The 25,337-nt window shown below is 67.6% G+C and carries 27 protein-coding genes; 15 read left to right on the plus strand and 12 right to left on the minus strand.

The features are described from left to right. Positions 1-62: 62 nt before the first annotated feature. From IB229_RS06595 to IB229_RS06610, 4 genes are all read left to right on the plus strand, one after another. Positions 63-1,106, plus strand: coding sequence for an ABC transporter substrate-binding protein (locus tag IB229_RS06595; RefSeq protein WP_192326151.1), 1,044 nt, complete (start codon positions 63-65; stop codon positions 1,104-1,106). Then, positions 1,103-2,836: a diguanylate cyclase domain-containing protein gene (locus IB229_RS06600; protein WP_192326153.1), complete on the plus strand. Its 1,734-nt coding sequence runs from the start codon at positions 1,103-1,105 to the stop codon at positions 2,834-2,836. Before IB229_RS06595 ends, IB229_RS06600 begins: the two co-directional genes overlap by 4 nt. Before the next feature lie 65 nt (positions 2,837-2,901). After that, positions 2,902-3,906, plus strand: coding sequence for a response regulator (locus tag IB229_RS06605; protein ID WP_192326155.1), 1,005 nt, complete (start codon positions 2,902-2,904; stop codon positions 3,904-3,906). 4 nt (positions 3,907-3,910) lie between these two features. After that, positions 3,911-4,360, plus strand: a complete 450-nt coding sequence (locus IB229_RS06610; protein WP_192326157.1) for a PAS domain-containing protein — start codon at positions 3,911-3,913, stop codon at positions 4,358-4,360. 108 nt (positions 4,361-4,468) lie between these two features. On the opposite strand, the gene IB229_RS06615 is transcribed toward IB229_RS06610, so the two are convergent. The 3 genes from IB229_RS06615 to IB229_RS06625 all read right to left on the minus strand — a co-directional run bounded on the left by IB229_RS06615 (position 4,469) and on the right by IB229_RS06625 (position 6,942). Next, positions 4,469-5,791 carry a DEAD/DEAH box helicase gene (locus tag IB229_RS06615; protein ID WP_192326159.1) on the minus strand — a complete coding sequence of 441 codons (1,323 nt, stop codon included), beginning with the start codon at positions 5,789-5,791 and terminating at the stop codon, positions 4,469-4,471. A gap of 62 nt (positions 5,792-5,853) precedes the next feature. Continuing rightward, positions 5,854-6,456: a PolC-type DNA polymerase III gene (locus tag IB229_RS06620; RefSeq protein ID WP_192326161.1), complete on the minus strand. Its 603-nt coding sequence runs from the start codon at positions 6,454-6,456 to the stop codon at positions 5,854-5,856. Between the two features lie 9 nt (positions 6,457-6,465). Next, complete coding sequence (locus tag IB229_RS06625) at positions 6,466-6,942, minus strand: NYN domain-containing protein (RefSeq protein WP_192326162.1); 477 nt, start codon at positions 6,940-6,942, stop codon at positions 6,466-6,468. Between the two features lie 113 nt (positions 6,943-7,055). Here IB229_RS06625 and IB229_RS06630 point away from each other — a divergent pair, with 113 nt between their 5' ends. The 4 genes from IB229_RS06630 (at position 7,056) to IB229_RS06645 (ending at position 10,171) form a co-directional block, all read left to right on the plus strand. After that, complete coding sequence (locus IB229_RS06630; RefSeq protein WP_192326165.1) at positions 7,056-7,730, plus strand: hypothetical protein; 675 nt, start codon at positions 7,056-7,058, stop codon at positions 7,728-7,730. A 28-nt stretch (positions 7,731-7,758) separates the two neighbouring features. Then, positions 7,759-8,181, plus strand: coding sequence for a VOC family protein (locus IB229_RS06635; RefSeq protein ID WP_192326167.1), 423 nt, complete (start codon positions 7,759-7,761; stop codon positions 8,179-8,181). Positions 8,182-8,261: 80 nt separating this feature from the next. After that, entirely contained in the window at positions 8,262-9,341 is a 1,080-nt protein-coding gene (locus IB229_RS06640) for an endonuclease/exonuclease/phosphatase family protein (protein WP_192326168.1), read from the plus strand. A gap of 89 nt (positions 9,342-9,430) precedes the next feature. Further along, the gene (locus IB229_RS06645) at positions 9,431-10,171 is read left to right on the plus strand and encodes a transporter substrate-binding domain-containing protein (protein ID WP_192326170.1); all 741 of its coding nucleotides are present in this window, start codon (positions 9,431-9,433) and stop codon (positions 10,169-10,171) included. On the opposite strand, the gene hrpB is transcribed toward IB229_RS06645, so the two are convergent. Further along, on the minus strand, positions 10,172-12,694 hold the full coding sequence (hrpB, locus tag IB229_RS06650; protein WP_192326172.1) for an ATP-dependent helicase HrpB: 2,523 nt from the start codon (positions 12,692-12,694) through the stop codon (positions 10,172-10,174). A 158-nt stretch (positions 12,695-12,852) separates the two neighbouring features. On the opposite strand from hrpB, the gene IB229_RS06655 reads away from it, so the two are divergent. Next, a complete protein-coding gene (locus IB229_RS06655) occupies positions 12,853-13,269 on the plus strand; it encodes a polyribonucleotide nucleotidyltransferase (protein WP_192326174.1) in 417 nt (138 codons plus the stop codon). Between the two features lie 64 nt (positions 13,270-13,333). Further along, entirely contained in the window at positions 13,334-14,221 is an 888-nt protein-coding gene (locus IB229_RS06660) for a cation diffusion facilitator family transporter (protein ID WP_192326176.1), read from the plus strand. A gap of 41 nt (positions 14,222-14,262) precedes the next feature. Here IB229_RS06660 and azu read toward each other — a convergent pair whose 3' ends face one another. Continuing rightward, a complete protein-coding gene (gene azu / locus IB229_RS06665; protein ID WP_192326178.1) occupies positions 14,263-14,712 on the minus strand; it encodes an azurin in 450 nt (149 codons plus the stop codon). Between the two features lie 210 nt (positions 14,713-14,922). After that, entirely contained in the window at positions 14,923-15,669 is a 747-nt protein-coding gene (locus tag IB229_RS06670; RefSeq protein WP_192326180.1) for a GDSL-type esterase/lipase family protein, read from the minus strand. Positions 15,670-16,007: 338 nt separating this feature from the next. Between IB229_RS06670 and IB229_RS06675 the strand changes: the two genes are divergently transcribed. Beyond that, entirely contained in the window at positions 16,008-16,487 is a 480-nt protein-coding gene (locus IB229_RS06675) for an Lrp/AsnC family transcriptional regulator (RefSeq protein ID WP_192326184.1), read from the plus strand. 90 nt (positions 16,488-16,577) lie between these two features. Beyond that, entirely contained in the window at positions 16,578-16,796 is a 219-nt protein-coding gene (locus IB229_RS06680) for a DUF2788 domain-containing protein (protein ID WP_192326186.1), read from the plus strand. 16 nt (positions 16,797-16,812) lie between these two features. Here the strand turns inward: IB229_RS06680 and IB229_RS06685 are convergent, their stop codons facing one another. Next, positions 16,813-17,379 carry a pseudouridine synthase gene (locus tag IB229_RS06685; RefSeq protein ID WP_192329296.1) on the minus strand — a complete coding sequence of 189 codons (567 nt, stop codon included), beginning with the start codon at positions 17,377-17,379 and terminating at the stop codon, positions 16,813-16,815. 193 nt (positions 17,380-17,572) lie between these two features. On the opposite strand from IB229_RS06685, the gene ahr reads away from it, so the two are divergent. Beyond that, positions 17,573-18,607, plus strand: coding sequence for an NADPH-dependent aldehyde reductase Ahr (gene ahr, locus IB229_RS06690; protein ID WP_192326187.1), 1,035 nt, complete (start codon positions 17,573-17,575; stop codon positions 18,605-18,607). A gap of 59 nt (positions 18,608-18,666) precedes the next feature. Continuing rightward, on the plus strand, positions 18,667-19,107 hold the full coding sequence (locus IB229_RS06695) for a GNAT family N-acetyltransferase (protein ID WP_192326189.1): 441 nt from the start codon (positions 18,667-18,669) through the stop codon (positions 19,105-19,107). A gap of 4 nt (positions 19,108-19,111) precedes the next feature. Here the strand turns inward: IB229_RS06695 and amn are convergent, their stop codons facing one another. The 3 genes from amn to IB229_RS06710 all read right to left on the minus strand — a co-directional run bounded on the left by amn (position 19,112) and on the right by IB229_RS06710 (position 22,106). Further along, positions 19,112-20,593, minus strand: coding sequence for an AMP nucleosidase (gene amn, locus IB229_RS06700; RefSeq protein ID WP_192326191.1), 1,482 nt, complete (start codon positions 20,591-20,593; stop codon positions 19,112-19,114). A 66-nt stretch (positions 20,594-20,659) separates the two neighbouring features. Then, positions 20,660-21,595 carry a hypothetical protein gene (locus IB229_RS06705; protein WP_192326193.1) on the minus strand — a complete coding sequence of 312 codons (936 nt, stop codon included), beginning with the start codon at positions 21,593-21,595 and terminating at the stop codon, positions 20,660-20,662. 64 nt (positions 21,596-21,659) lie between these two features. After that, the gene (locus IB229_RS06710; protein ID WP_192326195.1) at positions 21,660-22,106 is read right to left on the minus strand and encodes a PaaI family thioesterase; all 447 of its coding nucleotides are present in this window, start codon (positions 22,104-22,106) and stop codon (positions 21,660-21,662) included. Positions 22,107-22,217: 111 nt separating this feature from the next. Here IB229_RS06710 and IB229_RS06715 point away from each other — a divergent pair, with 111 nt between their 5' ends. Beyond that, a complete protein-coding gene (locus IB229_RS06715; RefSeq protein ID WP_192326197.1) occupies positions 22,218-22,946 on the plus strand; it encodes a hypothetical protein in 729 nt (242 codons plus the stop codon). Between the two features lie 13 nt (positions 22,947-22,959). Here the strand turns inward: IB229_RS06715 and IB229_RS06720 are convergent, their stop codons facing one another. Together IB229_RS06720 and IB229_RS06725 are read right to left on the minus strand one after the other, a co-directional pair. Next, on the minus strand, positions 22,960-24,609 hold the full coding sequence (locus tag IB229_RS06720) for an acyl-CoA dehydrogenase family protein (protein ID WP_192326199.1): 1,650 nt from the start codon (positions 24,607-24,609) through the stop codon (positions 22,960-22,962). A gap of 1 nt (position 24,610) precedes the next feature. Continuing rightward, a complete protein-coding gene (locus IB229_RS06725) occupies positions 24,611-25,246 on the minus strand; it encodes a TetR/AcrR family transcriptional regulator (RefSeq protein ID WP_192326201.1) in 636 nt (211 codons plus the stop codon). Positions 25,247-25,337 lie beyond the last annotated feature (91 nt).

A 25,337-nucleotide genomic window follows, 5' to 3' on the forward strand; every position in this document is an offset into this window, starting at 1 on the left:
AACGGCAAGGCACTTTGCCATCGTATACACTGCCTGAGCGCCTTCGCATTCGGGCTCCTGCCATGTCGTACCGTTGCCCTGCCCTCGCCTCGCTGTTTCTGCTTTCCCTGTTCTGCATGCCGGCCCATGCCGAGCGCGAGGTGTTGCGCATCCTCGCCTGGCCCGGTTACGCCGACGCCGACCTGGTCGACGCCTTCGAACAGCGCCGCGGCGTGGATGTCGAGGTCACCCTGGTCGGCAGCGACGAAGCATTGCGCAGCAAGATGGCGCACAACCAGGGCGGGGACTACGACCTGATCGCCGCCAACACCGCCGAGATCGCCTACTACGTCAGCGAGAACCTGCTGCAGCCGATCCAGCCGGCGCGCATCGGCAACACCACGCGCCAGCTCTGGCGCTTTCGCGACTACCGGCGCATCCCCGGCATCAGCCACGATGGCCAGGTCTACGCCATTCCCTACACCTACTCGGACATGGGCCTGATCTACGACAAACAGCAGTTCAGCGCGCCACCGAACTCCATCACCAGCCTCTGGGACCCGCGTCTGCAAGGCCGCGTGCTGGCCTTCAACACCGCCAGCCACAACTTCTCCATCGCCAGCCAGGCGCGCGGCCGCGACCCGTTCGTGATCGCCAGCGACGACTTCCCGCAGATCACCGAACAGCTCATCGCCCTGCGCCGCAACGTGCTGACCTTCTACTCGCAGCCCGAAGAAGCCGCCACCCTGTTTCGCGACCACCGGGTCGCCCTGCTCTACGCCAACTACGGCCGCCAGCAGCTCAAGCAGCTGCGCGACGCCGGCGCCGACGTCGGCTACGTGATTCCTCGCGAGGGCGCGCTGGCCTGGCTCGACTGCTGGGCCATCAGCCGCGGCGCACGCAATGTCGAACTGGCCGAGGCATGGATCGACTACAGCCTGGAGCCCCCAGCGAGCCGCGCGCTGACCGAGCGCCAGGGCCTGTCCAACACCCTGCAGGAAGCGGATGACAGCGGCCAGCCCGGTCGCCTGATCTGGCTGCGCCCGGTGGAAGACGACCAGCGCCGCGCCGCTCTCTGGCAACGCATCATCTCCGGCGAACGGCCGCCGCTGGAGGAGCGCCCATGAGGTTCGGCATCGCCTTCAAGCTCGGCTGCCTGCTGGCGCTGTTCGGCGTACTGGTCACCGGCCTGACCGGCTACTACTCCTACGTCAGCAGCCGCGACATGCTGCTCAAGGCCGCCGAGCGCGACCTGCTCACCGCCACCCAGGTTCTCGGCCGCAACCTGCGCAGCAGCGTCGAAGCGATCGCCGTCGATGCACGTCTGCTGGCCGATGTCGCCGATGCCCGCACCCTGCCGCTGGCCGTCGACGAAGCCGGGCGCGAGCAAGCCGAGGATCACCTCGCCGAGCTGTTCCGCGCGCTGCTCGCCGTGCACCCGGAGTACATGCAGATCCGCTTGATCAGTGCCGCCGGCCACGGCCTGGAGCAGGTGCGCATGGACCGCGACGGCGACAACCTGCTGCGCGTCAGCGGCAGCGACCTGCAGGAGAAGGGCCACTACGCCTACGTCTTCGACACCCTGCGCATGCGCCCCGGCGAGATCCGCCTGTCGCCCATCGTGATCAACCACGAACAGGGCGCGCACTCCGGGCTGGGCAAGCCGACGCTGCACGTGTCCACGCCGCTGGCCAACGAGCAGGGCGTGATTTTTGCCCTGATCGTCATCAACATCGACCTCGACCAGCTGTTCGCCACCCTCAAGAGCGATCTGCCCGGCTACTACCAGGTGTACCTGAGCAACCGCTGGGGCGACCTGCTGATCCACCCCGACCACCGCCGCACGTTCGGCTTCGACCAGGGTCGTCGGCTGTTCATCCAGGACGAGTTCCCCCACGTCGCCGAGCTGTTCGACGACAGCGCGGAGGAAAGCCTGGTCAGCCGTCGCCCCGCTGCGGATGACCAGCAGCAGGGCCTGGTTGCCGCCTTCGTGCGCCTGGACGTCAGCGCGCGCAGCCAGGAGCGCTTCGTCATCCTCGGCCTGGCCCAACCGGAACGCCACGTGCTCAACGCCGCCACCCGCCTGGGCGAACGTATCGCGCAGATCGTCGTGCTGTTCAGCCTGGCGGCCCTGGCGCTGGCGATCATCGCCTCGCGCGCGCTGACCCGGCCGCTCAAGGACATGACCGACGCCGTACAGCTGTTCGCCCGCGAGCGGCGCGTCAGCCCGCTGCCGGAGCGCCGCGAGGACGAACTCGGCCTGCTCGCCCGCAGCTTCGCGCGCCTGCAGGAAGAAATCCTCCGTCAGCTCGACGAGCTGCACAGCGGCCGCCACGCCCTCGAACACCTGGCCCGGCATGACCCGCTGACCGGCCTGCCCAACCGCCGGGTGTTCTTCGAGCGCCTCGACCACGCCCTGGCCAACTCGCGGCGCAGCGGCAAGCCGCTGGCGGTGCTGTTCGTCGACCTCGACCACTTCAAGCAACTCAACGACACCCTCGGCCACGCCCTAGGCGATCACGTGCTGCAGGCGGTGGCCAACCTGCTGCGCTCGGCAACCCGCGAAAGCGACACGGTGGCGCGCCTGGGCGGCGACGAGTTCGTGATCCTCTTCGAGGTGGTGGAAGATACCCAGCAGGTGCTGAGCATCCTGCACAAGCTGCATGATCGCTTTCAGCTGTCGATGCTCCTCGACGGCCACGAAGTGCAGGTCCACGCGAGCATGGGCGTGAGCCTGTTCCCCCGTGACGGCGACGATATCCAGGCCCTGGTGCAGCAGGCGGATCGCGCCATGTACCGGGCCAAGAGTGCCGGGCGCAATACCTTCACCTTCGATGCGCAGGACGCGCCGGACTGAACATCCGCCGCGCAGCCAGCGTCTATGCTTGCTCAACACCCTAATTCGAGCGTGGTGCCCCTACGGTGATTCCGCTTCTGGTCTGCGACGACTCCGCGATGGCGCGCAAACAGCTGATCCGCGCCCTGCCCGCCGAATGGCCGGTCAGCATCACCCAGGCGACCCAGGGCGAGGAAGCGCTGGCCGCGATCCGCCAGGGCCTCGGCCGGGTCGTCCTGCTCGACCTGACCATGCCGGTAATGGACGGCTACCAGGTGCTCGCCCAGCTGCGCGCGGAAGGCCTGAGCTGCAAGGTGGTGGTGGTTTCCGGGGACGTTCAGGAAGAAGCCATGCGCCGCGTGCAGGAACTCGGCGCACTGGGTTTCATCAAAAAGCCGGCGCCCGCCGAGGAGGTTCGCGCCACCCTGCAGCGCCTCGGCCTGCTCGACCTCGAACCGCCCCTGGCCCCCACCGCGCCGCGCCCGGAGCTGGCACTCAAGGTCAACTTCCGCGACGCCCTGCGCGAGGTCAGCAACGTCGCCATGGGCCGCGCCGCCGCCCTGCTGGCGCAGGTGCTCGGCACCTTCGTGCGCCTGCCGATCCCCCAGGTCAACATCTTCGAAGTCAGCGAACTGCACATGGCCCTGCTCGACGCCCAGCGCGGCCAGCGCCTGAGCGCGGTGTGCCAGGGCTTCATCGGCGACGCCATCGCCGGCGAGGCGTTGCTGCTGTTCCACGATTTGGAAATCGGCGCCATCGCCAACCTGCTCGGCTGGCAACCACAGAACGAAACGGAAACCTCGGAGATGCTCCTCGACCTGGCGAGCATCCTCACCGGCGCCTGCCTATCCGGCATCGCCGAGCAGATCGACGTGCGTTTCTCCCAGGGCCACCCGCAGCTACTCGGCCAGCACTCGGCCATCGAGCAGCTGATCCGCCTCAACCGCGAACGCTGGAAGAACACCCTGGCGGTGGAGATCAGCTACAGCCTGGAAGGCCACGCGGTGCATTTCGACCTGTTGCTGCTGTTCACCGAGGATTCGCTGTCGCGCCTGACCAAGAAGATCTACTACCTCATGGAACAGGAGTAAGCCCATGCCCGCGCAGATCGATATCAAGGAGGTGCACTGGCTGCTCGACATCGTCCAGTGCCTGGATGTCGGCGTGCTGGTGCTGGACCGCAGCTACCGCATCGAGGTGTGGAACAGCTTCATGGAGAACCATTCGGGCCTGGGCTCGGACGAGGTGCAGGGGCGCAGCCTGTTCGACCTCTACCCCGAGGTCGACGAGCCCTGGTTCCGGCGCAAGGTGGAAACGTCCCTGAAACTCGGCACGCGCACCTTCAGCCTGTGGGAGCAGCGCCCCTACCTGCTGCACTTCAAGAGCTACCAGCCGATCACCGGGCGCGCCGACTTCATGTACCAGAACATCACCATCCTGCCGCTGGGCGCGTCGATGGGCGAGATCGAGCACGTCTGCGTGATGCTCTACGACATGACCGAAGCGGCCATGCACAAGCTGCAGGCCGGCAGCGTCGCGCCGTAGCTGTAGCTGTAGCTGTAGCTGCAAGGGTGCGCCATGCGCACCACAAGCATCCGCGAACTCAACGGTGTGCATGGCGCACCCTACGTTGCCACCTGGCCCCGCTGTCGATCAGGGCTTCTTCTTCGGCTTGCCGCCAAAACTCGGGACCTTGCGCACGGCCTTCACTGGCGGGGCAGACGGTTCGTCGGCCTCCATCCACTTACCCAGACCGCCCTTGCCGCCGACCACCTTGGGTTTCTTCGGCTTCTTCGGTTTCTTCAGCACCTGGCCGGTCGCATCGGTCTGCGGCACGCGGTGATCGGGAATGAAATCCGATTCCTCATAGCGCGCCAGGCTCTGGCGGATCAGCACCTCGATGGCGGAGAGCAGTTGCACCTCGTCGGCGCAAACCAGCGACACCGCCTGCCCGGTGGCGCCGGCACGCCCGGTGCGGCCGATGCGGTGCACGTAGTCCTCGGCGACGATGGGCAGGTCGAAGTTGACCACCAGCGGCAGGTCGTCGATATCCAGGCCGCGCGCCGCCACATCGGTGGCCGCCAGCACCCGCACTTCACCGGCCTTGAAGCGCTGCAGCGCACGCAGGCGCGAAGGCTGCGGCTTGTCGCCATGGATCGAGTCGGCGGCGATGCCGGCGGCCAGCAGGGCCTGCTCCAGCTCGTCGACGCCCTTGCGCGTCTTCACGAATACCAGCACCTGGTCCCAGCGCTTGTTGCGGTAAAGGTGCAGGAACAGCTCGCTCTTGCGCTTCTTGTCCACCGGGATCAGCCACTGCTTGACGCTGGTGGCGGCGGCGTTGCGCGGGCTGACCTCGATGTTCAACGGGTCGCGCAGCAGCTCCTTGGCCATCTGCCGGATCGCGTCGGAGAAGGTCGCGGAGAACAGCAGGGTCTGGCGGCGGCGCGGCAGCGCGGTGAACAGCTCGTCGAGTTCGCGGGAGAAGCCCAGGTCGAGCATGCGGTCGGCCTCGTCCAGCACCAGCGCCTGCAGCTGGTCGAACTTCACCGCATTCTGCCGGTACAGGTCGAGCAGCCGGCCAGGGGTCGCGACCAGCAGGTCGATGCCCTTGCGCAGCTTCATCATCTGCGGGTTGATGCTGACCCCGCCGTATACCGCATAGCTGCGCAGCGGCAGGTGCTGACCGTACTGCTGGATGCTCTGCTGCAGCTGCTCGGCCAGCTCGCGGGTTGGCACCAGCACCAGCGCGCGCACCGAATTGCTTGCCACCTGGCTGCCTTCCATCGTCAGCTTCTGCAGCAGCGGCAGGGCGAAGCCGGCGGTCTTGCCGGTACCGGTCTGCGCTGCCGCGAGCACGTCGCGGCCCTTGAGCACGGCAGGAATCGCCTGCGCCTGCACCGGCGTCGGCGTGCGGTAGTCGAGGCCGTCGAGGGCGCGCAGCAGGGGGTCGATCAGGCCGAGGGAGGCGAACGTCATGGCAGGTGAACCGAAAGGAGGAACAGGCACGCAGTTTACCCGCTACACCGCCGCAACGCCCATCAGGCCTTGAGCAAGGCGCGCACCTTGGCCGCCGAGAGCTTCTGCAGCCCGCACAGGTAGGCGTGGTTGACCTCGCGCACGCCGTGGCGCTCGCGCAGGCGGCGGGCCAGCAGCAGGGTCAGGTTGGCCGCCATCTCCGCATCGGCCAGTGCACGGTGCGCCTGGCCGGTGCTGGGCAGGCCGGCCCAGTGGTTGAGGTTGCCCAGCTTGTGGCTCGGCGCCTCCGGCAGCAGGCGCCGCGAGAGCAGCAGCGAACAGGCGAACTCCTGTTGCCGGCGACGGCGCAGCAGGCCGAGTTCGGCGTCCCAGAACTTGGCGTCGAAGGCGGCGTTGTGCGCCAGCAGTGGCGTGCTGCCGACGAAATCGGCCACCTCGCCCATCACCTGCGCCACCGGTGGAGCACTGCGCACCATGGCGTTGCTGATGCCGGTCAGCTGTTCGATGAAGGGCGGCACCCAGGCGCCGGCGTTCATCAGGCTCTGGTAACGCTCGACGATTTCACCGCCTTCGATGATCGCCACGCCGATCTCGGTCGGCCGGGCATTCTGCGCCGGCGACATGCCGGTGGTTTCGAAGTCGATGACGGCAATGCGGTCGTGCATGCAGCTTCCTCAGTTTTTCAGGAGCAGGGCGCCGTCGATCGGCACATAACGATCGGCGGCACGGATCAGTGATTGCGCGGTGAGCCCGTCGACGCCGTACACGCTGCTGCCCACACCGCGGCTGCGCAGCTTGTCGAGCAGCAGGTCGAAGTCGCCGTCGCCGGAAGCCAGCACCACTTCGTCCACCCGCCCGATGCAGTCGAGCACGTCAATGGTGATGCCGACATCCCAGTCGCCCTTTGCCGAACCGTCGCTGCGCTGGATGAACGGCTTGAGCTTCACCTCGAAGCCGAGGTTGCGCAGGATCTGCTGGAACTGCCGCTGCTTGGCGTCACCGCGGTCGATGGCATAGGCGTAGGCCTCGACGATCTGCCCGGCGCCGCTCACCTCGGCCCACAGCGCGGTGTAGTTGAAGTGGCAGCCGTGGCCCTGGCGGACGGTGTAATAGAGGTTCTGCACATCGGCGAACAGAGCGATTTTCTTCACGGGACGGCCTGTGGGTGAATGCGGCGGCCATTATGCGTCAGCCCCGCGCGGGTTACCGCATGTTCCGGCCATCGGCTAAAGTTGCAGGACTGAACTGCCTTCGATGCCTGCCGATGAATCCGCTCAATATCCTGCGAGACGCGCTGTTCTTCTTCACCCGCAACCTGGGCCGCATCGCACCGCTGTGCCTGCCCCTGGTCGCCCTCGAATGCATCGTGCGCGCCGTGCTGATCAGCCAGATCAGCCCTGAGCACGCGCCAGCCTATGGCCTGCTGGTGAGCCTGCTGTTCTACCCGCTGTACAGTGCCGCGCTGATCCTGCTGCTCGATGCGCGCAGCCAGGGCCGGCGCCCGTCGACGCGCAACCTGCTGGCCGCCGCCGTGCCGCTGTGGCCGGCGTTTGCCGTGCTGGCCGGGATCAGCACGCTGCTGATCATGCTCGCCGCCAGTGTGTTCGTGCTGCCGGCGCTGTGGGTGATGGTCAAGCTGGCCTTCGCCGAATACCTGCTGGTGCTGCGCGGGCTGACGCCGCTGCAGGCGATGCGCGACAGCTTCCTGCTCACCGTCGGCCACTTCTGGTCGCTGCTCGCCTGCGTGCTGCTGGTGATCGTGCCGCTGTGGCTGTTCGACGACTGGACCCTGCGCCTGCTCGGCCAGCAGAGCGATGCGGTCGGCAGCCTGCTGCTCGACTGCCTCAACGGTTTCCTCCAGTTGTTCTCCACCGTCGTACTGTTTCGCTGCTTCATGCTGTGCAGCCCACCGATCACCGAAAGCGGCGAAGCCAGCTGACCTCCACCCTTGACCAAGGAACACATGCATGTCGGAACAGAACCCGAGCATCCTTTCCCACGTGTCCATCGGCAGCAACCGCTTCGACGAGGCCGTGGCCTTCTATGACCGCGTGCTGCCGACCCTCGGCTGCCAGCGCATCATGGAGCACCCCGGCGCGGTCGCCTGGGGTCGCGAGTACCCGGAGTTCTGGGTGCAGAAGCCCATCGACGGCCAACCGGCAAGCATCGGCAACGGCAGCCACTTCGGCTTCGTCGCCCCCGACCAGGCAGCGGTCGAAGCCTTCCACGCCGCTGCCCTGGCCGCCGGTGGCAGCAGCGATGGCGCTCCCGGCCCGCGTCCGGACTATGGCGCGCCGTACTATGGCTGCTTCGTGCGTGACCTCGACGGGCACAAGATCGAAGCCGCCTATTGGGACAGCAACCTGCCCCACCCGCCACACGACCACTGAGCCGTCGTGCGCCCGGGCATGCCGCGGGCGCACATCTCCGGTATGCTCGTGCCCTCCAGCCCAGACCTCCAGCCAGGCCGATGACCCTGCCCCGTCCCTTGCGTACCCTTCTGCTCGGTTTGCTGAGCGTGCTGATCGTCCTCTCGGGCGTGATCTACAGCCTCACCTGGCACCCCGCCTCGCGCGAGGCCGCGCCGCTGATGTGCAAGGCCGACGCGCCGTTGCTGCAGCCGGGCCAGGCAATCAAGGTGATGACCTGGAACGTGCAGTACCTGGCCGGCAAACGCTACGTGTTCTGGTACGACCTCGCCGACGGCAGCGGCCGCGACCTGCGCCCCACCGCCGCCGACCTGGCCTACAACCTCGATGAAGTGGCGCGCGTGTTGCGCGACGAGCAGCCGGACATCGTCCTGCTCCAGGAACTCCACGACGGTGCCCGCGCCAGCGACTATCAGAACCAGCTGCAACTGCTGCAGGAACGCCTCAGCGACGTCTACCCGTGCAGCAGTGAGGCGTTCTACTGGCAGGCTGCGTTCGTGCCACACCCGAAGATCATGGGCAGCGTCGGCATGAAGCTCGGCACTCTCAGCCGCTTCCGCATCGCCCGCGCCGAGCGCCTGCAATTGCCCCAGCCACGTGCCGACATCCTGACCAAACCATTCCGCGCCAAGCACGCGTTGCTGGTCAGCTACCTGCCGCTGCGCAATGGCAAGGAACTGGCGGTGATCAACACCCAACTGGCCGAGCCCAAGGCCGAGGGCGACGATGCCACCCGCCAGTTGGCGGTGACCACCAGCCTGCTCGACCAACTGGAAAACCAGCGCACACCCTGGCTTCTCGGTGGTGATCTTAACCTGCTGCCGTCCGGCCAGTACCCACGCCTGAGCGAGGCGCAGCGTGCCAGCTTCCGCGAGCCGAGCGAGTTGGCACCACTGCTCGCGCGCTACCCGAGCATCCCCACGGCCGAGGAAGCCGGCCAGGCCACCTGGCTGACCCAGTTCCCCAACGACCCGCAGTTGGCCGGCAGCGGACGCACCGTCGACTACCTGCTGCACAGCCCGCGCCTGAGCCGCCTGGATGCCCGCGTGCGCAGCAATGACACGCTGAGCATCTCCGATCACCTGCCCCTCGCCGCGCGCCTGTTGCTGCCCCTGGATTGAACGCTGGACAAAGCCTGCCCGCGGTTCCATTCTCACCAGCACGCGCCACTGACATTACAAAAAGACGGCCAAGAGCCGCGTAGCAGACCATGTCGAGATCCATCCTCACTGCCCTTCTGGCTCTACTGTGCTGCGCCTGCACCAGCGCGCAGGCAGACGACGCCTTGCAGCCGGTCAACGTCGGCTACTACGAATTCCCGCCCTACTCCTGGACCGACATCGACGGCCAGCCACGCGGCTCGGTGCTGGTCCTGACCGAGCGCCTGCTGCGCCATGCCGGCTATCGCGGCAAATACCGTTCACTGCCCGGCGCGCGCCTGTACGCCGGCCTTCAGGATGGCAGCGTGCAACTGTGGCCCGGTGCGGGCGGCAAGGCCGAACTGCGCGGGCATACCCTGGAAAGCCGCAACTCGTTCGGCGAGTTCAACCTGGCCCTGTATTACCGCAGCGATACCCCGCCACCGGACATTCCCGACGGCCTGGCCGGACGCGGGATCATCCTGATCAACGGCTACAGCTACTGGAAGCCGATCAACGACATGCTCGAGAACAAGGCGCTCGGCCTCAAGCTGCACCGCACCGGCAGCCACGCCGCCGCGCTGGAGATGCTCCTGCGCAAGCGCGGCGATTTCCTCCTCGACTACCAGACGCCCACCGAAGCCACGCGCAAGCGCCTGGGCATCAGCCCGCTGCCGCACACCGTGCTGCAACGCCTGCAGTCGCGCTTCATCGTCTCGCGGCATGCCGAAGGCAGCGCCGCGCTGCTCGAAGCCCTGGACCGCGCCTACGAAGAACTCGACGCCAGCAGCCTGGACCTCAGCCTGGACTGATCAACGCCGCGGCTTGGCGCGCGCGGTCGGCTCGGCGATCAGCGGGTCATCGGGCCAGTAGTGTTTCGGGTAGCGGCCCTTGAGGTCCTTCTTCACCTCGGCGTAGGTGTTGGCCCAGAAGCTCGCCAGGTCCTGGGTCACCTGCACCGGTCGCCGCGCCGGCGACAGCAGGTGCAGCTTGACGCTCTGCCGCCCGCCGGCCAGCGTCGGCGTAGCGGCCAGGCCGAACAGCTCCTGCAGGCGCACCGCCAGCACCGGCGGCTCCTCGCTGTAATCGATGGCGATGCGCGAGCCGGACGGCACGCTCAGCGTGCGCGGCGCCAGCTCGTCGAGCTGCTGCGGCAGCGGCCAGGGCAACAGCGTGGTGAGCATGCCAGGCAGATCGAGGTTGGCGAAATGGCTGAGCCGGTTGACCTTGCCCAGCCATGGCTGCAGCCAGTCTTCCAGGCTGGCGAGTAGCGCCGCATCGCTGACATCCGGCCAGGTGCTGTCGCCCTTGGCGGCCAGGTCGAGGCGGCGCAGCAGCGCCACGCGCGCCTGCCATTGGCGCAACTCGGGCGTCCACGGCAACAGCTCCAGGCCCTTGCGTCGCACCAGGCCGAGCAACGCCCGCGTACGCGCCGCCTCGTCCAGGGTGGTCAGCGCTTCGCGGCTGAGCACCAGCTCGCCGACCTTGCGCTGACGTTCGGCGCGCAGCACGCCTTCACGCTCGTCCCACTCCAGCTCTTCGCGCACGCTGACCTGCTCGGCCAGTTGCTCGTCGAACAGCTGCGGGTCGAGATCGGCCGCCAGGTAGATGCGTTCCTCGCGCTGGCCCTGGCGACTGCCGAGGTCGGCGATCACCAGCCACTCGTGTTTCATCAGCGCGTCCGGCTCACCGAATTGCGCAGCGCGACCATTGGCCAGGCGGTAGTCGCCACCACCGGCGCGGCGCTGGCGCGCCACCCGGTCCGGGTAGGCGAACGCCAGCAGGCAGCCGAGCCAGCGCGGGTGCGCGGCATCGCTGACCGCCTCGCGCGGGCGCGCGCCGTCACGCAACAGGCCGCGGAACTGCCGGGCCAGCTGGCGGGTACGCTGTACGCCACCGCGCGCGGCACGGGCTCCGGCCTCACCAGCCAGGGCGGCGATACGGCTGTGCAGGTCGGCGCCCTGGTCTCGCAGGATGTCACGCTCGCCGAGCAGCGCCGCCAGGTCGCAGGCCAAGGCCGTGAGGCCCAGCGCCTGGCCACGCAGCAACAGATGAGCGATGCGCGGATGCGCCGGCAGCTCGGCCATGGCCTGGCCGTGGCCATTGAGCACACCCGGCCGCTCCAGCGCACCGAGACGACCGAGCAGGTCCTGAGCCTGGGCGAAGGCCGCTGCCGGCGGTACATCGAGCCAGGCCAGGTCGGCGGGCGCCACGCCCCAGCGGTTCAGCTGCAGGGCCAGGCCGGCGAGATCGGCCTGGAGGGTTTCCGCCGTGGCGTAGGCCGGTAGCTGCTCGTGCTGGCTCTCCGACCACAGCCGATAGCACACCCCTGGCTGCAGGCGCCCAGCCCGGCCGGCACGCTGGGTGGCGCTGGCGCGGGAGATGCGCTGGGTATCCAGGCGGGTCATGCCGCTGGCCGGGTCGAAGCGCGGCACCCGCGCCAGGCCGGCGTCGATCACCACCCGCACGCCGTCGATGGTCAGGCTGGTCTCGGCGATGTTGGTCGCCAGCACCACCTTGCGCAGGCCGGCAGGCGCCGGCTCGATCGCCGCACGCTGGGCACTCAGGTCGAGCTCGCCATGCAGCGGGCACAGCAGCACATCGCGCCGGCCTTCCAGGGCCTCGCCCAGGCGCTCGGCCACGCGGCGGATCTCGGCCTGGCCGGGGAGAAAGATCAGCAGGCTGCCGGGTTCGTCGGCCAGTGCCTGCAGGGTGGTCTGCAGCACCCGCTGCTCAATGCGCTCGCCTGGCTGCGCGATGCTGCCCCAGCGAATCTCCACCGGGTGCATGCGCCCCTCGCTGCGCACCACCGGCGCATCGCCGAGCAGCGTCGACAGGCGCTCGCCCTCCAGGGTCGCGGACATCAGCAGCACCTTCAGCGCCGGCTCGTCGCGCAGCAGCTCACGGCCGTTGAGGGTCAGCGCCAGGGCCAGATCGGCATCCAGGCTGCGCTCGTGGAACTCGTCGAAGATCACCAGGCCGACGCCGTCCAGTGCCGGGTCATCCTGCAAACGGCGAGCGAGGATGCCCTCGGTGACCACCTCGATGCGTGTACGCGGGCCGACCTTGCTCTCCAGGCGGATGCGGTAACCGACCGTGTCCCCGACCGCCTCGCCCAGCTCACTGGCCAGGCGCTCGGCCGCCGCGCGCGCGGCCAGACGCCGCGGTTCGAGCATGAGAATGGTCTGCCCGGCCAGCCACGGCTCGTCGAGCAGAGCCAGCGGTACACGGGTGGTCTTGCCGGCACCGGGCGGGGCTTCCAGCACGGCTTCGTGGCGCTCGCGCAGGGCGACGCGCAGGGCTGGCAGAACGGCGTCGATAGGTAATGGTGTCATGGCGGCTTTTCACGGACAGGGCAGCGATTATAGAGCGGCAGGCGGTCGAACTGCGCGGCACACGCCGGGGTCGAAGATTCAGTCGGCACGCAACCCGGCCACCCTGCTTTTGCCACAAAGGCCTTGGTATAGTGCTGCATCATTTCCAGGAGGTGCTCATGCGCACGAGCTCACGTGTTATCGGCGGCGTTCTCGCCGTTACCCTGCTGACCCAGCTGACCGCTTGCGGCACGCTGTTCTTCCCCGACCGTCGCGGCCAGATCGAAGGCAAGGTCGACCCGGTCGTCGCCGGTCTCAATGCCATCGGCATCCTCTTCTACGTGCTCCCCGGCCTGATCGCCTTCGGCATCGACTTCGCCACCGGCGCCATCTACCTGCCGGACAACCAGTACAGCGTCGCCCCGGAAAAACTCCAGGACGCCATCCGTCCGGACGGCAGCATCGACCATGCCCTGCTCAAGGCCATCATCAGCCAGGAAATCGGCCAGGACCTGCCGCTGGACGACCCGCGCCTGATCCAGCACAGCGGTAGCGTCGAGCAACTGGCTGCATACGGTCTGCGCCCGCAGGCCTGATGAACGCGGCGCTGACTGCCAGGGGCCAGTCGGTGCCGCTACTCGGCACACGAGCCGAGCCGCTATGACAACCCGCGTCGATCATGCCCGACTGATGCGCCTGGCCAGCGCCGCAGCACTGGCCACGGCGCTGCTGCTGACCCTGGCCAAGGCGCTGGCCTGGTGGCTGAGCGGCTCGGTGAGCCTGCTCGCCGGCCTTACCGACTCGCTGCTCGACAGCGCCGCCTCGTTGCTCAACCTGATCGCCGTGCACTACGCCCTGCGTCCCGCAGATGACGACCACCGCTACGGGCACGGCAAGGCGGAAGCGCTGGCCGGGCTCGGCCAGGCACTGTTCATCGGCGCCAGCGCCGTACTCATCGCCCTGCAGGCGGTCGAGCGCCTGCAACACCCGCAACCGCTCGGCGCGCCGGCACTGGGCATCACGGTGATGTTGCTGTCCTTGCTGATGACCGGCGCCCTGCTGCTGTTCCAGCGCCACGTGGTGAGGGTGACCGGCTCGACAGCAATCCGCGCCGACTCGCTGCACTACCGTTCCGACCTGCTGCTCAACGCCAGCATTCTCCTCGCCCTGGCGCTCGCCGCGTATGGCTGGCAACGCCTGGACGCGCTGTTCGGCCTGGGCATCGCCGCCTACATCCTGTGGAGTGCGCTGCGCATCGTCCGCGAGGCGGTGGCGGTGCTGATGGATGAGGAGCTGGCGCCGGAGGTCAGCGCGCGCATGCAGGAGCTGGCCTGTGCGGTGCCCGGTGTCCTCGGTGTACATGATCTGCGCACGCGGATTTCCGGTACGCGCTGGTTCGTGCAGTTGCACCTGGAATTACCCGAGGAACTGCCGCTGAAGCTCGCTCACGGTCTGTGCGTGGCGGTGGAGAAGGCGATTCGCGAGCAGTACCCGCGTGCCGAAGTGCTGGTGCATGCCGACCCGGTAACGGTCGCCCTGCCGGGCTGAAAGCAGAAGCCCTGGCTGGGCCAGGGCTTCCTTCACGCCGATCAGTCGACCAGTTTCAGGTCGCCTTTCATCAGCGCCACGTGCCCCGGGAAGGAGCAGAAGAACTGATACGGCACGCCCGCTTCGAGCTTGCTCACGTCGATGGTGGTGGTGGCCGTTTCGCCGCCGCCGATGATCTTGGTGTGCGCCAGCACGCGGGCGTCATCCGCCTTCACGTAGTCCTTGTCCAGGCCGGCGGCCATGCCGTCGGTGGCCACGGCGCTGACGTCGGCGGCCTTGGCGACGACCAGGTTGTGCCCCATGACCTGTTTGGCCAGGGTGCCAACGTGCTTGAGCGTGACGGTGAAGGTCTTGCAGCTCTTGCTGACGTCGATCGATTTGGTCTCGAAGGTCATCTGGTCGGTGGAGTGGACTTCAACCGCACACTCGGCGGCGAAGAGGGGCAGACTGGCCAGGCTGAGCGCGGAAGCAACCACAAGTTTGCGGATCATTCGAAATGTCTCCTTGGCAGAAAGGCGAAAGGGCCAGGCTGAAGACTGCACCACTCGGCGTCCGGTTCATATGGGTTGCGGCAACACGACGCAGCCCGCCGCGCCTGTCAGCAACGGCGTTTCAGGCAGCAACACGAACGCCGTCGGCCTCTGCAGGATGGGCTCGTCCAGGTAGTCGTAGCGCATCTGCTTGATCGGCGCCGGCCTTGATCAGCCGTGCACCGGCACGGCAGTCGTGGGGTGTGCCGTCGGCTGCGGGTGCTCCGGGTCAACCCCCGGACACAGCCGCTCGCGCAGGGTCGGCGTTAGCAGCTGCGCCCATGCACGGTAGCCATCGGCGCTGAGGTGCAGGCCGTCGACTCGATAGCTGCGCGCATCGAGGGCGGCCTGCACATCCAGATACTGCCAGCCGTGTTCCCGGGCCCACGCCTGCAACTGGGCGTTCAGCCGGGCGACCTGCTGGTTGATCGCCTGGTGGTTCTCGTGCAGCGGCGTGACCCGCAGGGTGGACTGCAGCACCGGCGTCACGCCTGCCTGCTGCAGGCTCATCAGCACATTCCGGTAGTTCTCCAGCAGCCGCTCATAAGCCACGCCGTGACGCAGGTCGTTGATGCCGACCATCAGCAGCGCCCGCTCGGCGCCGGCCGTCGAGGCCAGTTGCAGATGACGCAGCAGGTCGCCGCTCTGGGCGCCGGAGACGGCCAGGTTCAGCGGCGCCGTGCAGTCGTTGCCAGCGCTCCAGCTGTGGCCGGCGGTGATCGAATCGCCGAGCAGCACCAGCGGCGCCCGGCGCGCGGACTGCGCCAGCGCGACGAAGGCGGCTTCCACTCGCTCCTCACGGTTGGCGGGTGCCGGCGGTTGCTGTCCGGCCCGCAGCGCCAGCCAGCAGGCGCCCAGCAGCGCGAAGCTCCACAACAGCAGGCCGGCACGGCGGCGTAGTTCATCGTTGATATTCATGTGCCGATAGTGCCGCAGGCAAAGAAAAAGGGGGAGGCCCATGGCCTCCCCCTCAGGGACTACGTGTCCTGTACTGGCGATTGTGTCGCCGCTTTCTTCGCCCGCCTGGTTGGGCGGTGCGGACCCGGGGGCCTGCACGATCCGGTAGGACCGCCGGCGCCGCAGCACCTGATTGGGCGTTGCGGATGGACATTGCGTCCGGGCCATGAAACTGGAACAAAGCTTAACCAGTGGGCGGCGGCAGGCGATTGCTAAGATTGCTGAGCGAAGAGCGAATTGCGCAATTTATTTCCCTGATACAAGATATCAGCGCAATAAACGGATAACTTAGGTGAAAAATGAACAAGCTTGATCGTTACGACCTGCGCATTCTGGCGGAATTGCAGCGCGACGCGCGTATCTCCAATCAGGAACTGGCCGAGCGCATCGGGCTGTCGCCATCACCCTGCTCACGGCGGGTCAAACAGCTTGAGGACGACGGCTACATCGCCCGCCAGGTGGCCCTGCTCGACCGCAAGAAGCTCGGCCTGAGCCTGACCGCCTTCGTCCTGATCGGCATGGACCGGCACACGCCGGAGCGCTTCGAGCACTTCCAGTCGGTGATTCGCCAGTGCCCGGAAGTACTGGAGTGCAGCCTGGTCACGGGGATGGATGCGGACTACCAGCTCAAGGTCGTGGTACCGGACATGGATCACTACCAGAAGCTATTGCTCGGCCAGCTGACGCGCATCGAAGGAGTGACCAGCGTGCGCTCCAGCTTCGTGCTGCAGCAGATCATCGCCAGCACCGAGCTGCCGCTCAACCACCTGACCATCTGAACAGTGGCAGCCTGTCGCAGCTGCCAGGCCCGGCCTGGCGGCGTATAATCGCCGGCCGCTCACCCTGCCCTGCCGTACCCCGAGGTCGCGATGGAAACCGAACAGTTCGAATCCCTGATGATGTACGTCCTCGTCGGCGGCCTGATCGTGTTCATGTGCTTCATCATCTGGGACCTGGCGAAGAAGTCCAAGGCCGGCAAGCTGGGCACCGCGATCCTGTTTCTCGGCCTGGGCCTGTGCCTGTTCGCCTTCATCGCCAAGCCGATCATCACCTACATCATCGAAGTGACCCGCGGCATCCACAGCTGACGCCCGGTTCTCGCCGCTACAACGTTGGCGGCAGATCCTTCCACTCTCCGGGCTGCAGCCCGTCCAGGCTCCAGGGGCCGATCTTCACCCGCACCAGCCGCAGGGTCGGCAAGCCGACCGCCGCGGTCATGCGCCGTACCTGACGGTTGCGCCCCTCGCGAATCACCAGTTCCAGCCAGGCAGTCGGCACGCTCTTGCGAAAACGCACCGGCGGCACGCGCTCCCAGAGCTGCGGCTCGTCCAGCAGACGTGCGCCAGCCGGTAGCGTCGGCCCGTCGTTGAGCTGCACGCCGTCGCGCAGCTGCTGGATCTGCTCCGCCGTCGGCTCGCCTTCCACCTGCACCCAGTAGGTCTTCGCCAGCTTGTGCCTGGGGTCGGCGATACGCGCCTGCAACTGGCCGTCGTTGGTCAGCAGCAACAGGCCCTCGCTGTCACGGTCCAGGCGCCCGGCCGGGTACACGCCGGTGACCGCGACGAAGTCCTTGAGGGTGGCGCGGCCCTGCTCGTCATTGAACTGGGTGAGCACGTCGAACGGCTTGTTCAGCACAATCAGCCGCGGCTCGGCCGGCGGCGCCTTGGCCACGCGGCGCGGGGCGGGACGAGAGCGGGACTGCGGGGGGCGGGGCGCACGCGACATGAACGATCCGGGCTGGCTGACGAAGCGCGCAGTGTAACCGAGGCCACGCCCGGATCATCAGCGCGCCTTATCTAGCCCCCATCGCGCGCGCAGTGCGACTATGCTGCACAGTCATTTTCATCGAATCGAGGCCCCTTGCATGAGCACTTCCGAGTCCATACTCGACACCTTCACCGGCTGGGCCGCGACGGCGGCCGGCGCCCCGCTGGAACGCCACGAATTCACCCCCGGCCCGCTCGGCGCCGAAGACGTCGAAGTGGCGGTGGAGTACTGCGGCATCTGCCACTCCGACCAGTCGATGATCGACAACGAATGGGGCAACGCACGCTACCCGTTCGTCCCCGGCCATGAAGTGGTCGGCACCATCGTCCGTCTCGGTGATCAGGTCCGTGGCCTGCAACTCGGCCAGCGCGTGGGCATCGGCTGGTACAAGGGCAGCTGCATGCACTGCAGCTCGTGCATGGAGGGTTCGCACCAGCTCTGCGGCAAAGTCAAACCGACCATCGTCGGCAGCAACGGCGGCTTCGCCAACCGCGTGCGCGCGCACTGGGCCTGGGCCATCGCCCTGCCCGAAGGCCTCGATCCGAGCCTGGCCGGCCCGCTGTTCTGCGCCGGCTCCACGGTGTTCAGCCCGCTGCTGGAGTTCGGCGTTAAACCAACCGACCGCGTCGGCGTGGTCGGCATCGGCGGCCTCGGCCACCTGGCCCTGCGCTTTCTCAACGCCTGGGGCTGCGAAGTCACTGCATTCACCTCCTCGCTGAGCAAGCAGGAAGAAGCGCAGCGGCTCGGCGCGCACAAGGTGGTCGCCTCCACCGACAGCAACGCGATGAAGGCGATTGCCGGCACCCTGGACTTCCTTCTGGTCACCGCCAGCGCCGACCTGGACTGGAACGCCCTGCTCGGCACCCTCAACGGCAAGGGTCGCCTGCACTTCGTCGGCATCGTGCCCAGCGCCATCCCGGTGCACGTGTTCGCCCTGATCCCGCGACAGAAGAGCCTGTCCGGCTCCCCCGTGGGCTCGCCGGCGTCGATGGCCAGCATGCTGGAGTTCTGCGCCCGGCATCAGATCGTGCCGCAGGTCGAGCACTTCCCGATGAGCCAGGTCAACGCCGCCATCGACCACCTGCGCGCTGGCAAGGCTCGCTACCGCGTGGTGCTCGACGCCAGCAAGTGACAGACGGGGCGGATCAGCGGCATGATCCGCCCCTTCATTTCTGCCACACGATTCACGCCATGCCGAACCCGATCGAAACACCCGCCTCCGCCGACTTCCCGCGCATGCTCGAGGTTTGGGAGGCCGCGGTGCGCGCCACCCATGACTTCCTCGAAGAAGCCGACATACAGCTGCTCAAGCCGCTGCTGGTCGAACAGTACTTCCCGCAACTGCAGCTGAGCGGCATCCGCGCCGCGGACGGTCGCGTCGTCGGCTTTCTCGGCTTTGCCGAGGGCAAGGTGGAAATGCTCTTCGTCGACCCGCTCGCCCACGGCACGGGCATCGGCAAGGCCCTGTTGCGCGACGCCATCGAGCGCCTGGGCGCCACCCAGGTCGACGTCAACGAACAGAACCCGAAAGCCCTCGGTTTCTACCTGAGCCAGGGCTTCACGGTGCAGCGCCGCTCGCCACTGGACGACGGCGGCCGACCCTTCCCGATCCTGCACCTGGCACTGGGCTGACGCGCTAGCGGAACGGCGGCTCGTCGAAGCTGCGCAGCTTGCGCGAGTGCAGCGCATTGAGCTGGCAGCGCAGCAGGTCGAGCGCGGCGATGCCGATGTGCAGGTGCTGGGTCACCGCGCGCTCGTAGAACGCGCCGGCGGCGCCGGGCAGCTTGATCTCGCTGTGTAGCGGCTTGTCCGACACGCACAGCAGCGTGCCGTAGGGCACCCGCAGGCGATAGCCTTGCGCTGCGATGGTGCCGCTTTCCATGTCCACCGCCACTGCGCGGGCGAGGTTGATCAGCGGCCGCTCCTGGGCCCAGCGCAGCTCCCAGTTGCGGTCGTCGTAGGTCAGCACGGTGCCGGTACGCAGGCGCTTCTTCAGCGCTTCGCCATGCTCGCCGGTGATCTGCGCCGCCGCCTCCTGCAATGCCTGCTGCACCTCGGCCAGGGCCGGAATGGGAATGTTCGGCGGCAGCACCCGGTCGAGGATGCCGTCGCGGCGCATGTAGGCGTGGGCCAGCACGTAGTCGCCGATGGTCTGCGATTGGCGCAAGCCGCCGCAGTGGCCGATCATCAGCCAGCAGTGCGGGCGCAGCACGGCCAGGTGGTCGGTGATGTTCTTCGCGTTGGACGGGCCGACACCGATGTTGACCAGGGTGACGCCGTGACCATCGGCGGCGATCAGGTGGTAGGCCGGCATCTGGTAGCGGTGCCAGACCACGGCATCGGCCACCGCCTGGGCGTCGGCCTCGCTGACGTCGCGCTCGATGATCACGTTGCCCGGCAGCACCATGCACACGAAGCGCGGGTCTTCGCGCAGGCGCGCCAGGCCGTGGCGGATGAACTGGTCGACGTAACGGTGGTAGTTGGTCAGCAGGATCCACGGCTGCACATGGCGCCAGTCGCTGCCGGTGTAGTGCACCAGGCGGCGCAGGGAGAAGTCCACCCGCGCGGCGTCGAACAGCGCCAGCGGCAGCGGGTCGATGTTCTCCCAGTCGTACAGGCCGTCGGCGGTGCCATCGCTGGCGGCGGACAGGTCGGTGCTGGGAAAGACCCGCGCCAGCGCCGCAGCGGTTACGCCGGAGCCAGCCAGTTCGTCGCCCTGCTCGACCACGTAGGGGTAAGGAATGTTCTGCTGGCTGATGCCGACTTCGACGGTGACGGTGAAGTCGTTCATCAGTGGTCGCAGCTGGTCCAGCAGGTAGCCGCGAAACGCGTCCGGGTGGGTCACGGTCACGCAGTAGGTGCCCGGCACCTGCACCTTGGCGTAGGCACGGGTGGTGCTCGGCACTTCATCGCCCTGGCACAGGTAGGTCAGGCGCAGTTCGGGGTAGCGGAACAGCGCGCGCTCGGCGGGCGCGGGCTGCACACGGTCCTTGAGGTAACGCTTGAGCGCCTGGCTCAGTGCGCCGGTGGCCTGACGGTGCAGCTCGGCGAGGCGGTCGACGGCCTCTTCGGCGGTGGTGGCGAGGACGAAATCGGCGGTGAAACTCATGGGCGGCATCCTGTCTGTACGAGCGCTTTCATCTTGCCTGCTCGCGACGCACAAGGGTAGGCCGGCCGCCCGGCGTCAGACGCTGATGGAGATGCTGCCCACGGCGGCGGCGAGGCTGCCATCGACGCTGGAGACACTGCCCATGCTCAGCGACTGCGCGGCCTTCTCGCTGACGGCGATCTGCTCCTCGATGCGCTTCACGGTCTTCTGCGACTCCTCGTCATCGACACTCACCGACGCACGCATCAGCGCCAGCAGCGCCTTGAGCTCGTTGACCGCCTTGCGGATCAGCTCGGCGTCGTCGCGGCGCTGCTGGCGGTCGTCGCTTTCGCGCGTGGAGGTCGGCCCGGCAGCGTCTTCCTCGCCCTGGGTCGACTCGGCCGCCGCTTCGGCTTCGGCACCAGCGGCCTCGCTCTTCAACTGCGCGGCTTCGGCCTCCGTGGGGCCTTCGGCTACGGTCTCTTCGGCAGGCTCGGCGCTTTCCACCACCACAGGCGCGACGACGGTCATACTGCCACCGTCGCCTGCGGCCTGGGCTGCAGCATCGACATCGGCGTCGCCACCCTCGGCGCCATCGATCGTCACGCTGCCGACATTGCCGGCCGACGAGCTGCTCGAGGAACCCGAGCCTTCCTTGAGCACCGATGCGGCCTGGCCGAGGGAACGCGCCAGTTGCTCAATCTCGCGCAGCACGCTCTTGGGCGCCATGCCGCCCATGGAGGCGACCAGCATCTTGAGCATCTTGATGCGTTCGCGAATCTGCTCGATGCGCTCGCGCGCCTGTTGCTTGCGCGCCTCGCTGGCCTGCTCGCTGTGCGCGCGCAGGGCGCTGGTGGCCTTGCGCATCGACACCATGCGCTCGCGCATGGCATCGCTGAATGTCACCTGCACACCCGCCGCCGCTTCCTGTTCGGCGGGCTGGGTGGTCGCGGCCTGCTCGGTGCCACGTGCCGGCAACGTGCTGCGCGTGGCCGGCAGCGCCGGCGTGTTCGTGGAAATCGGAGTGGACATGTTCGAACCCTGAAATGACCCTGCTCAGGCTATCGACGGCGTGGGCGCAGAGTTGAGCGAACGGTCAACCATTCGTCGCCTGCTCGGGAATCGGCACCACCGCCAGGGTCACGGTGGCCTTGCTAAACAGGCGCCTCTCACCGCCTTCCAGGCTGAACACCTCGGCCTCGACCACGGTCACCTGGCGCCCGGCCTTGAGCACCTCGGCGCGGCACAGCAGGCGCTCGCAACGCGCCGGGCGCAGCAGGTTGAGCTTGAACTCCAGGGTCAGCACGGTCTGGCCATCGGCAACCAGGGTGGCTGCCGCCGCGCCGGCGGTGTGATCGGCCAGGGTGGCCTGCACGCCGGCATGAATGAAGGCGTTCTGCTGCAGGTGACGCGACTGGATCGTCAGCTCGGCCTCGACCCAACCCGGCCCGCAGGCGGTCGGGTGAATGCCCAGGTCGCCGATGAAATTGGCCGCGGCGAAGCCGGCCTCGACCAGTTCGCGGTAACGCGGATGTGCCTGCATATCGACTCCTCGGGTGAAATGTTCGCTGAATACGCACCGCCGCACCTGCCCGGCGCAGCCGCCTTGCTAGACTTCCGGCGTACCCCTTCCCTCGCCACAAGGACGCTGACCATGCGCGGTGTGTTCGGACTGATGATGCTCCTGCTGCTCGGCCAGACGGCCCTGGCCGCCACCCTCGACGGCGAGTACCGCGCCACCCTGGATGGCCTACCCACCGAACTGCACCTGCGCAGCCAGGGCACTGCCGTCGAAGGCCTGTACATCGAGAACTCCAGCCTGCGCCTGAACGTGCGCGGCAGCTTCGATGGCCAACGCCTGGACGCGCAGATCATCGATGCCTCCGGTCAGTTCGTTGCCACGCTGCAAGCGGTCTACGTCAATGACAGCCTGACGACACGCATCGCCGCCCGCGACCCGCGCAATGGCAATACCGTCAGCCGCGATGCCTTGTTTCAGCGCAGTACGGCCAGCCCGGCGGCAAGCGCCCCGAACAACACGAGCGGGCAACTCGACCCGGCGCTGGTCGGCACCTGGCTCAACGAAAAGATGATCAACAGCGGCGGCGCCAGCTTCGCCTCGTTCACCACCGTGATGACCCTGCGCCTCAACCCCGACGGCAGCGTGGCGCAGTGGAGCCGCTCGGTTGGCGGTGGCGAGAACTGGAACTACGACAGCCCCGGCACGCTGCAATACAGCGGCAACTGGTACGCCGACAACGGCACGCTGATGGTTCGCCTGCAGGGCCATGACGCCTTCCAGCCGGCGGCGCGCTACCGCTTCAGCGACCAGTACCTGGTCACCGAAGGCAATACCGGCAAGGTGATCTGGAAGCGCCCCTGAGCCCGGCATCGCATTACGCCAGGTGCGGCGTGCTGCGTGCCACCAGCGCCTCGACATCGGCGCCGCGCGGCAGGGTGCCGTAGACCCGGCCACCTTCGCCCAGGCGACTGGCGATGAAGGCATCGGAGACCCGCGCATTACCGCCCTCGAGCAGCAGCTTGGCCTGCAGTGTCACCGCCACCTCCTCGGTGAGCTGGCGGGCGCGGTACTGGATGTCACCGGTATCGGCAAAGGCGTTCTTCAGCTTGCCGATCTGTGCCTTCAGGCGCGCATCGCCATGGCCGTCGCCCAGTTCGCTGAACAGCGCGTCGAGCACACCCGGCTCCTTCGACAGGGCACGCAGCACATCCAGGCACTGCACGTTGCCCGAGCCTTCCCAGGTCGAGTTGACCGGCGCTTCGCGGTACAGGCGCGGCAGGATGGTGTCTTCGACATAGCCGGCGCCGCCCATGCATTCGGCGGCTTCGTTGATCATTGCCGGCGCTCGCTTGCAGATCCAGTACTTGCCGATGGCGGTGACCAGGCGGGCGAATTTCTCCTCCTGCTCGTCGTGGGCGTGATCGAGGGCGCGGCCCATGCGCAGGGTCAGCGCCAGCGCCGCCTCGCTCTCCAGGGCCAGGTCGGCCAGCACGTTCTGCATCAGCGGCTGCTCGGCCAGCACGCGGCCGCCGACCTGGCGGTACGCGCAGTGGTGCGCGGCCTGGGTCAGGGCCTGACGCATCAGGCTGCTGGAGCCGATCATGCAGTCGAAGCGGGTCAGCGCGACCATCTCGATGATGGTCGGCACGCCGCGTCCTTCCTCGCCGACCATCCAGGCCAGCGCGCCACGGTACTCGACCTCGCTGGAGGCGTTGGCCCAGTTGCCCAGCTTGTTCTTCAGGCGCTGGATGTAAAACTCGTTGCGCGTGCCGTCCGGGCGGTGCCGCGGCAGGAGGAAGCACGACAGGCCCTTGTCGGTGTAGGCCAGGGTGAGGAAGGCGTCGCACATCGGCGCCGAGCAGAACCACTTGTGCCCTACCAGCTCGTAGGCCTGGCCCGGACCGGGGATGCCGATCGGATGGGCCTTGGTGGTGTTGGCGCGCACGTCGGTGCCGCCCTGCTTCTCGGTCATCGCCATGCCGATGGTGACACCGGCCTTTTGCTCGATCGGCACGTTGCGCGGGTCGTACTCGGTGGCGAGGATCTTCGGCAGCCAGATCTTCGCCAGCTCCGGCTGCAGCTTGAGCGCCGGCACGCTGGCGTAGGTCATGGTCAGCGGGCAGGCGTTGCCGGCCTCGGCCTGGTTGTGCAGGTAGTTCAGCGAGGCGCGGGCGACTTGGGCGCCCGCACGCGGGTCGGTCCAGGGCAGCGAGGGAATGCCATGCTCGATCGCCGTGCGCATCAGCTCGTGGTAGGCCGGGTGGAACTCGACCAGGTCCTGGCGATGGCCGTAGCGGTCATGACTCTTGAACACCGGCTTGTTCTCGTTGGCCAGGAAGCCGGCCGCCATCAGCGGGCCGCCGGCCAGGGCGCCGTAGGTGTGCAGGCGATCCTCGGCCCAACCGCCGCCGAAATGTCGGGTCCACTCCTGCAACGGCAGATCGATGCGGTAGAGGTTGGCGCCGTCGAGCGGCGGCACCTGGTTGAACACCTCGTGGGTTTCGGCGAACAGCTGGGCAGACATATCAGGACTCCGGGGCGCCAACGGCGCGCAGACAGAAAGTGACCAGGGATTGGCTGACCGCGGCCAGTTCGATGACCGGCAGGCCCGCCTCGCGGGCCGCTCGGGCCGGCGGGGACAACGGCCCGACCAGCGACTCGGCAATCGCGCCGACCAGGCAGGCGGCGGTCAGGTTGAGCTGGGTGACACGAAAATCGCCGCTCTGCACGCCGGCTTCGAGCAGCTCGATGAACAGCTCGGCGTAAGCCTCGCGGAACAGCAGGCGCTGCTCGTCGACCTCGGTTTCCACCGGCTCGGCGATCAGCGCGAAGGCCAGCCGCCGGCTATGCCAGGCCCGCGCGGCGAACTGCTCGATGCCGGCAGCCAGGCGCTGCGCCGGCGTACCGGCACCACGGAGAATCTCGCCGAGTACGTCGACCTCGATACGGCAGGCACTGCTGAACACCTCGGCCGCCAACTCGCCCTTGCCGCGAAAGTGGCGGTACAGGCTGCCGGTGGCGATGCCGACGTCCTCGGCCAGCTCCTGCATGGTCAGGCTGGCGAAGCCGCCTTCGATGACCCGCGCCAGGGCGCAGGCGAGAATTCGTTCGCGAAGTTCCTGGTCGCGGTCGAGACGGGTGGCAGTCACGCGGTAGGTCATGAGCACAGTCCTTGGTCATGAGTGGTCGAGGCCTGCGAACGGCGACGCCCGCTGCACAGGTAAGACCAGTGAATCATGATTCAGACTTTGC

The sequence above is a fragment of the Pseudomonas sp. PDM14 genome, from assembly GCF_014851905.1.
GTDB lineage: Bacteria > Pseudomonadota > Gammaproteobacteria > Pseudomonadales > Pseudomonadaceae > Aquipseudomonas.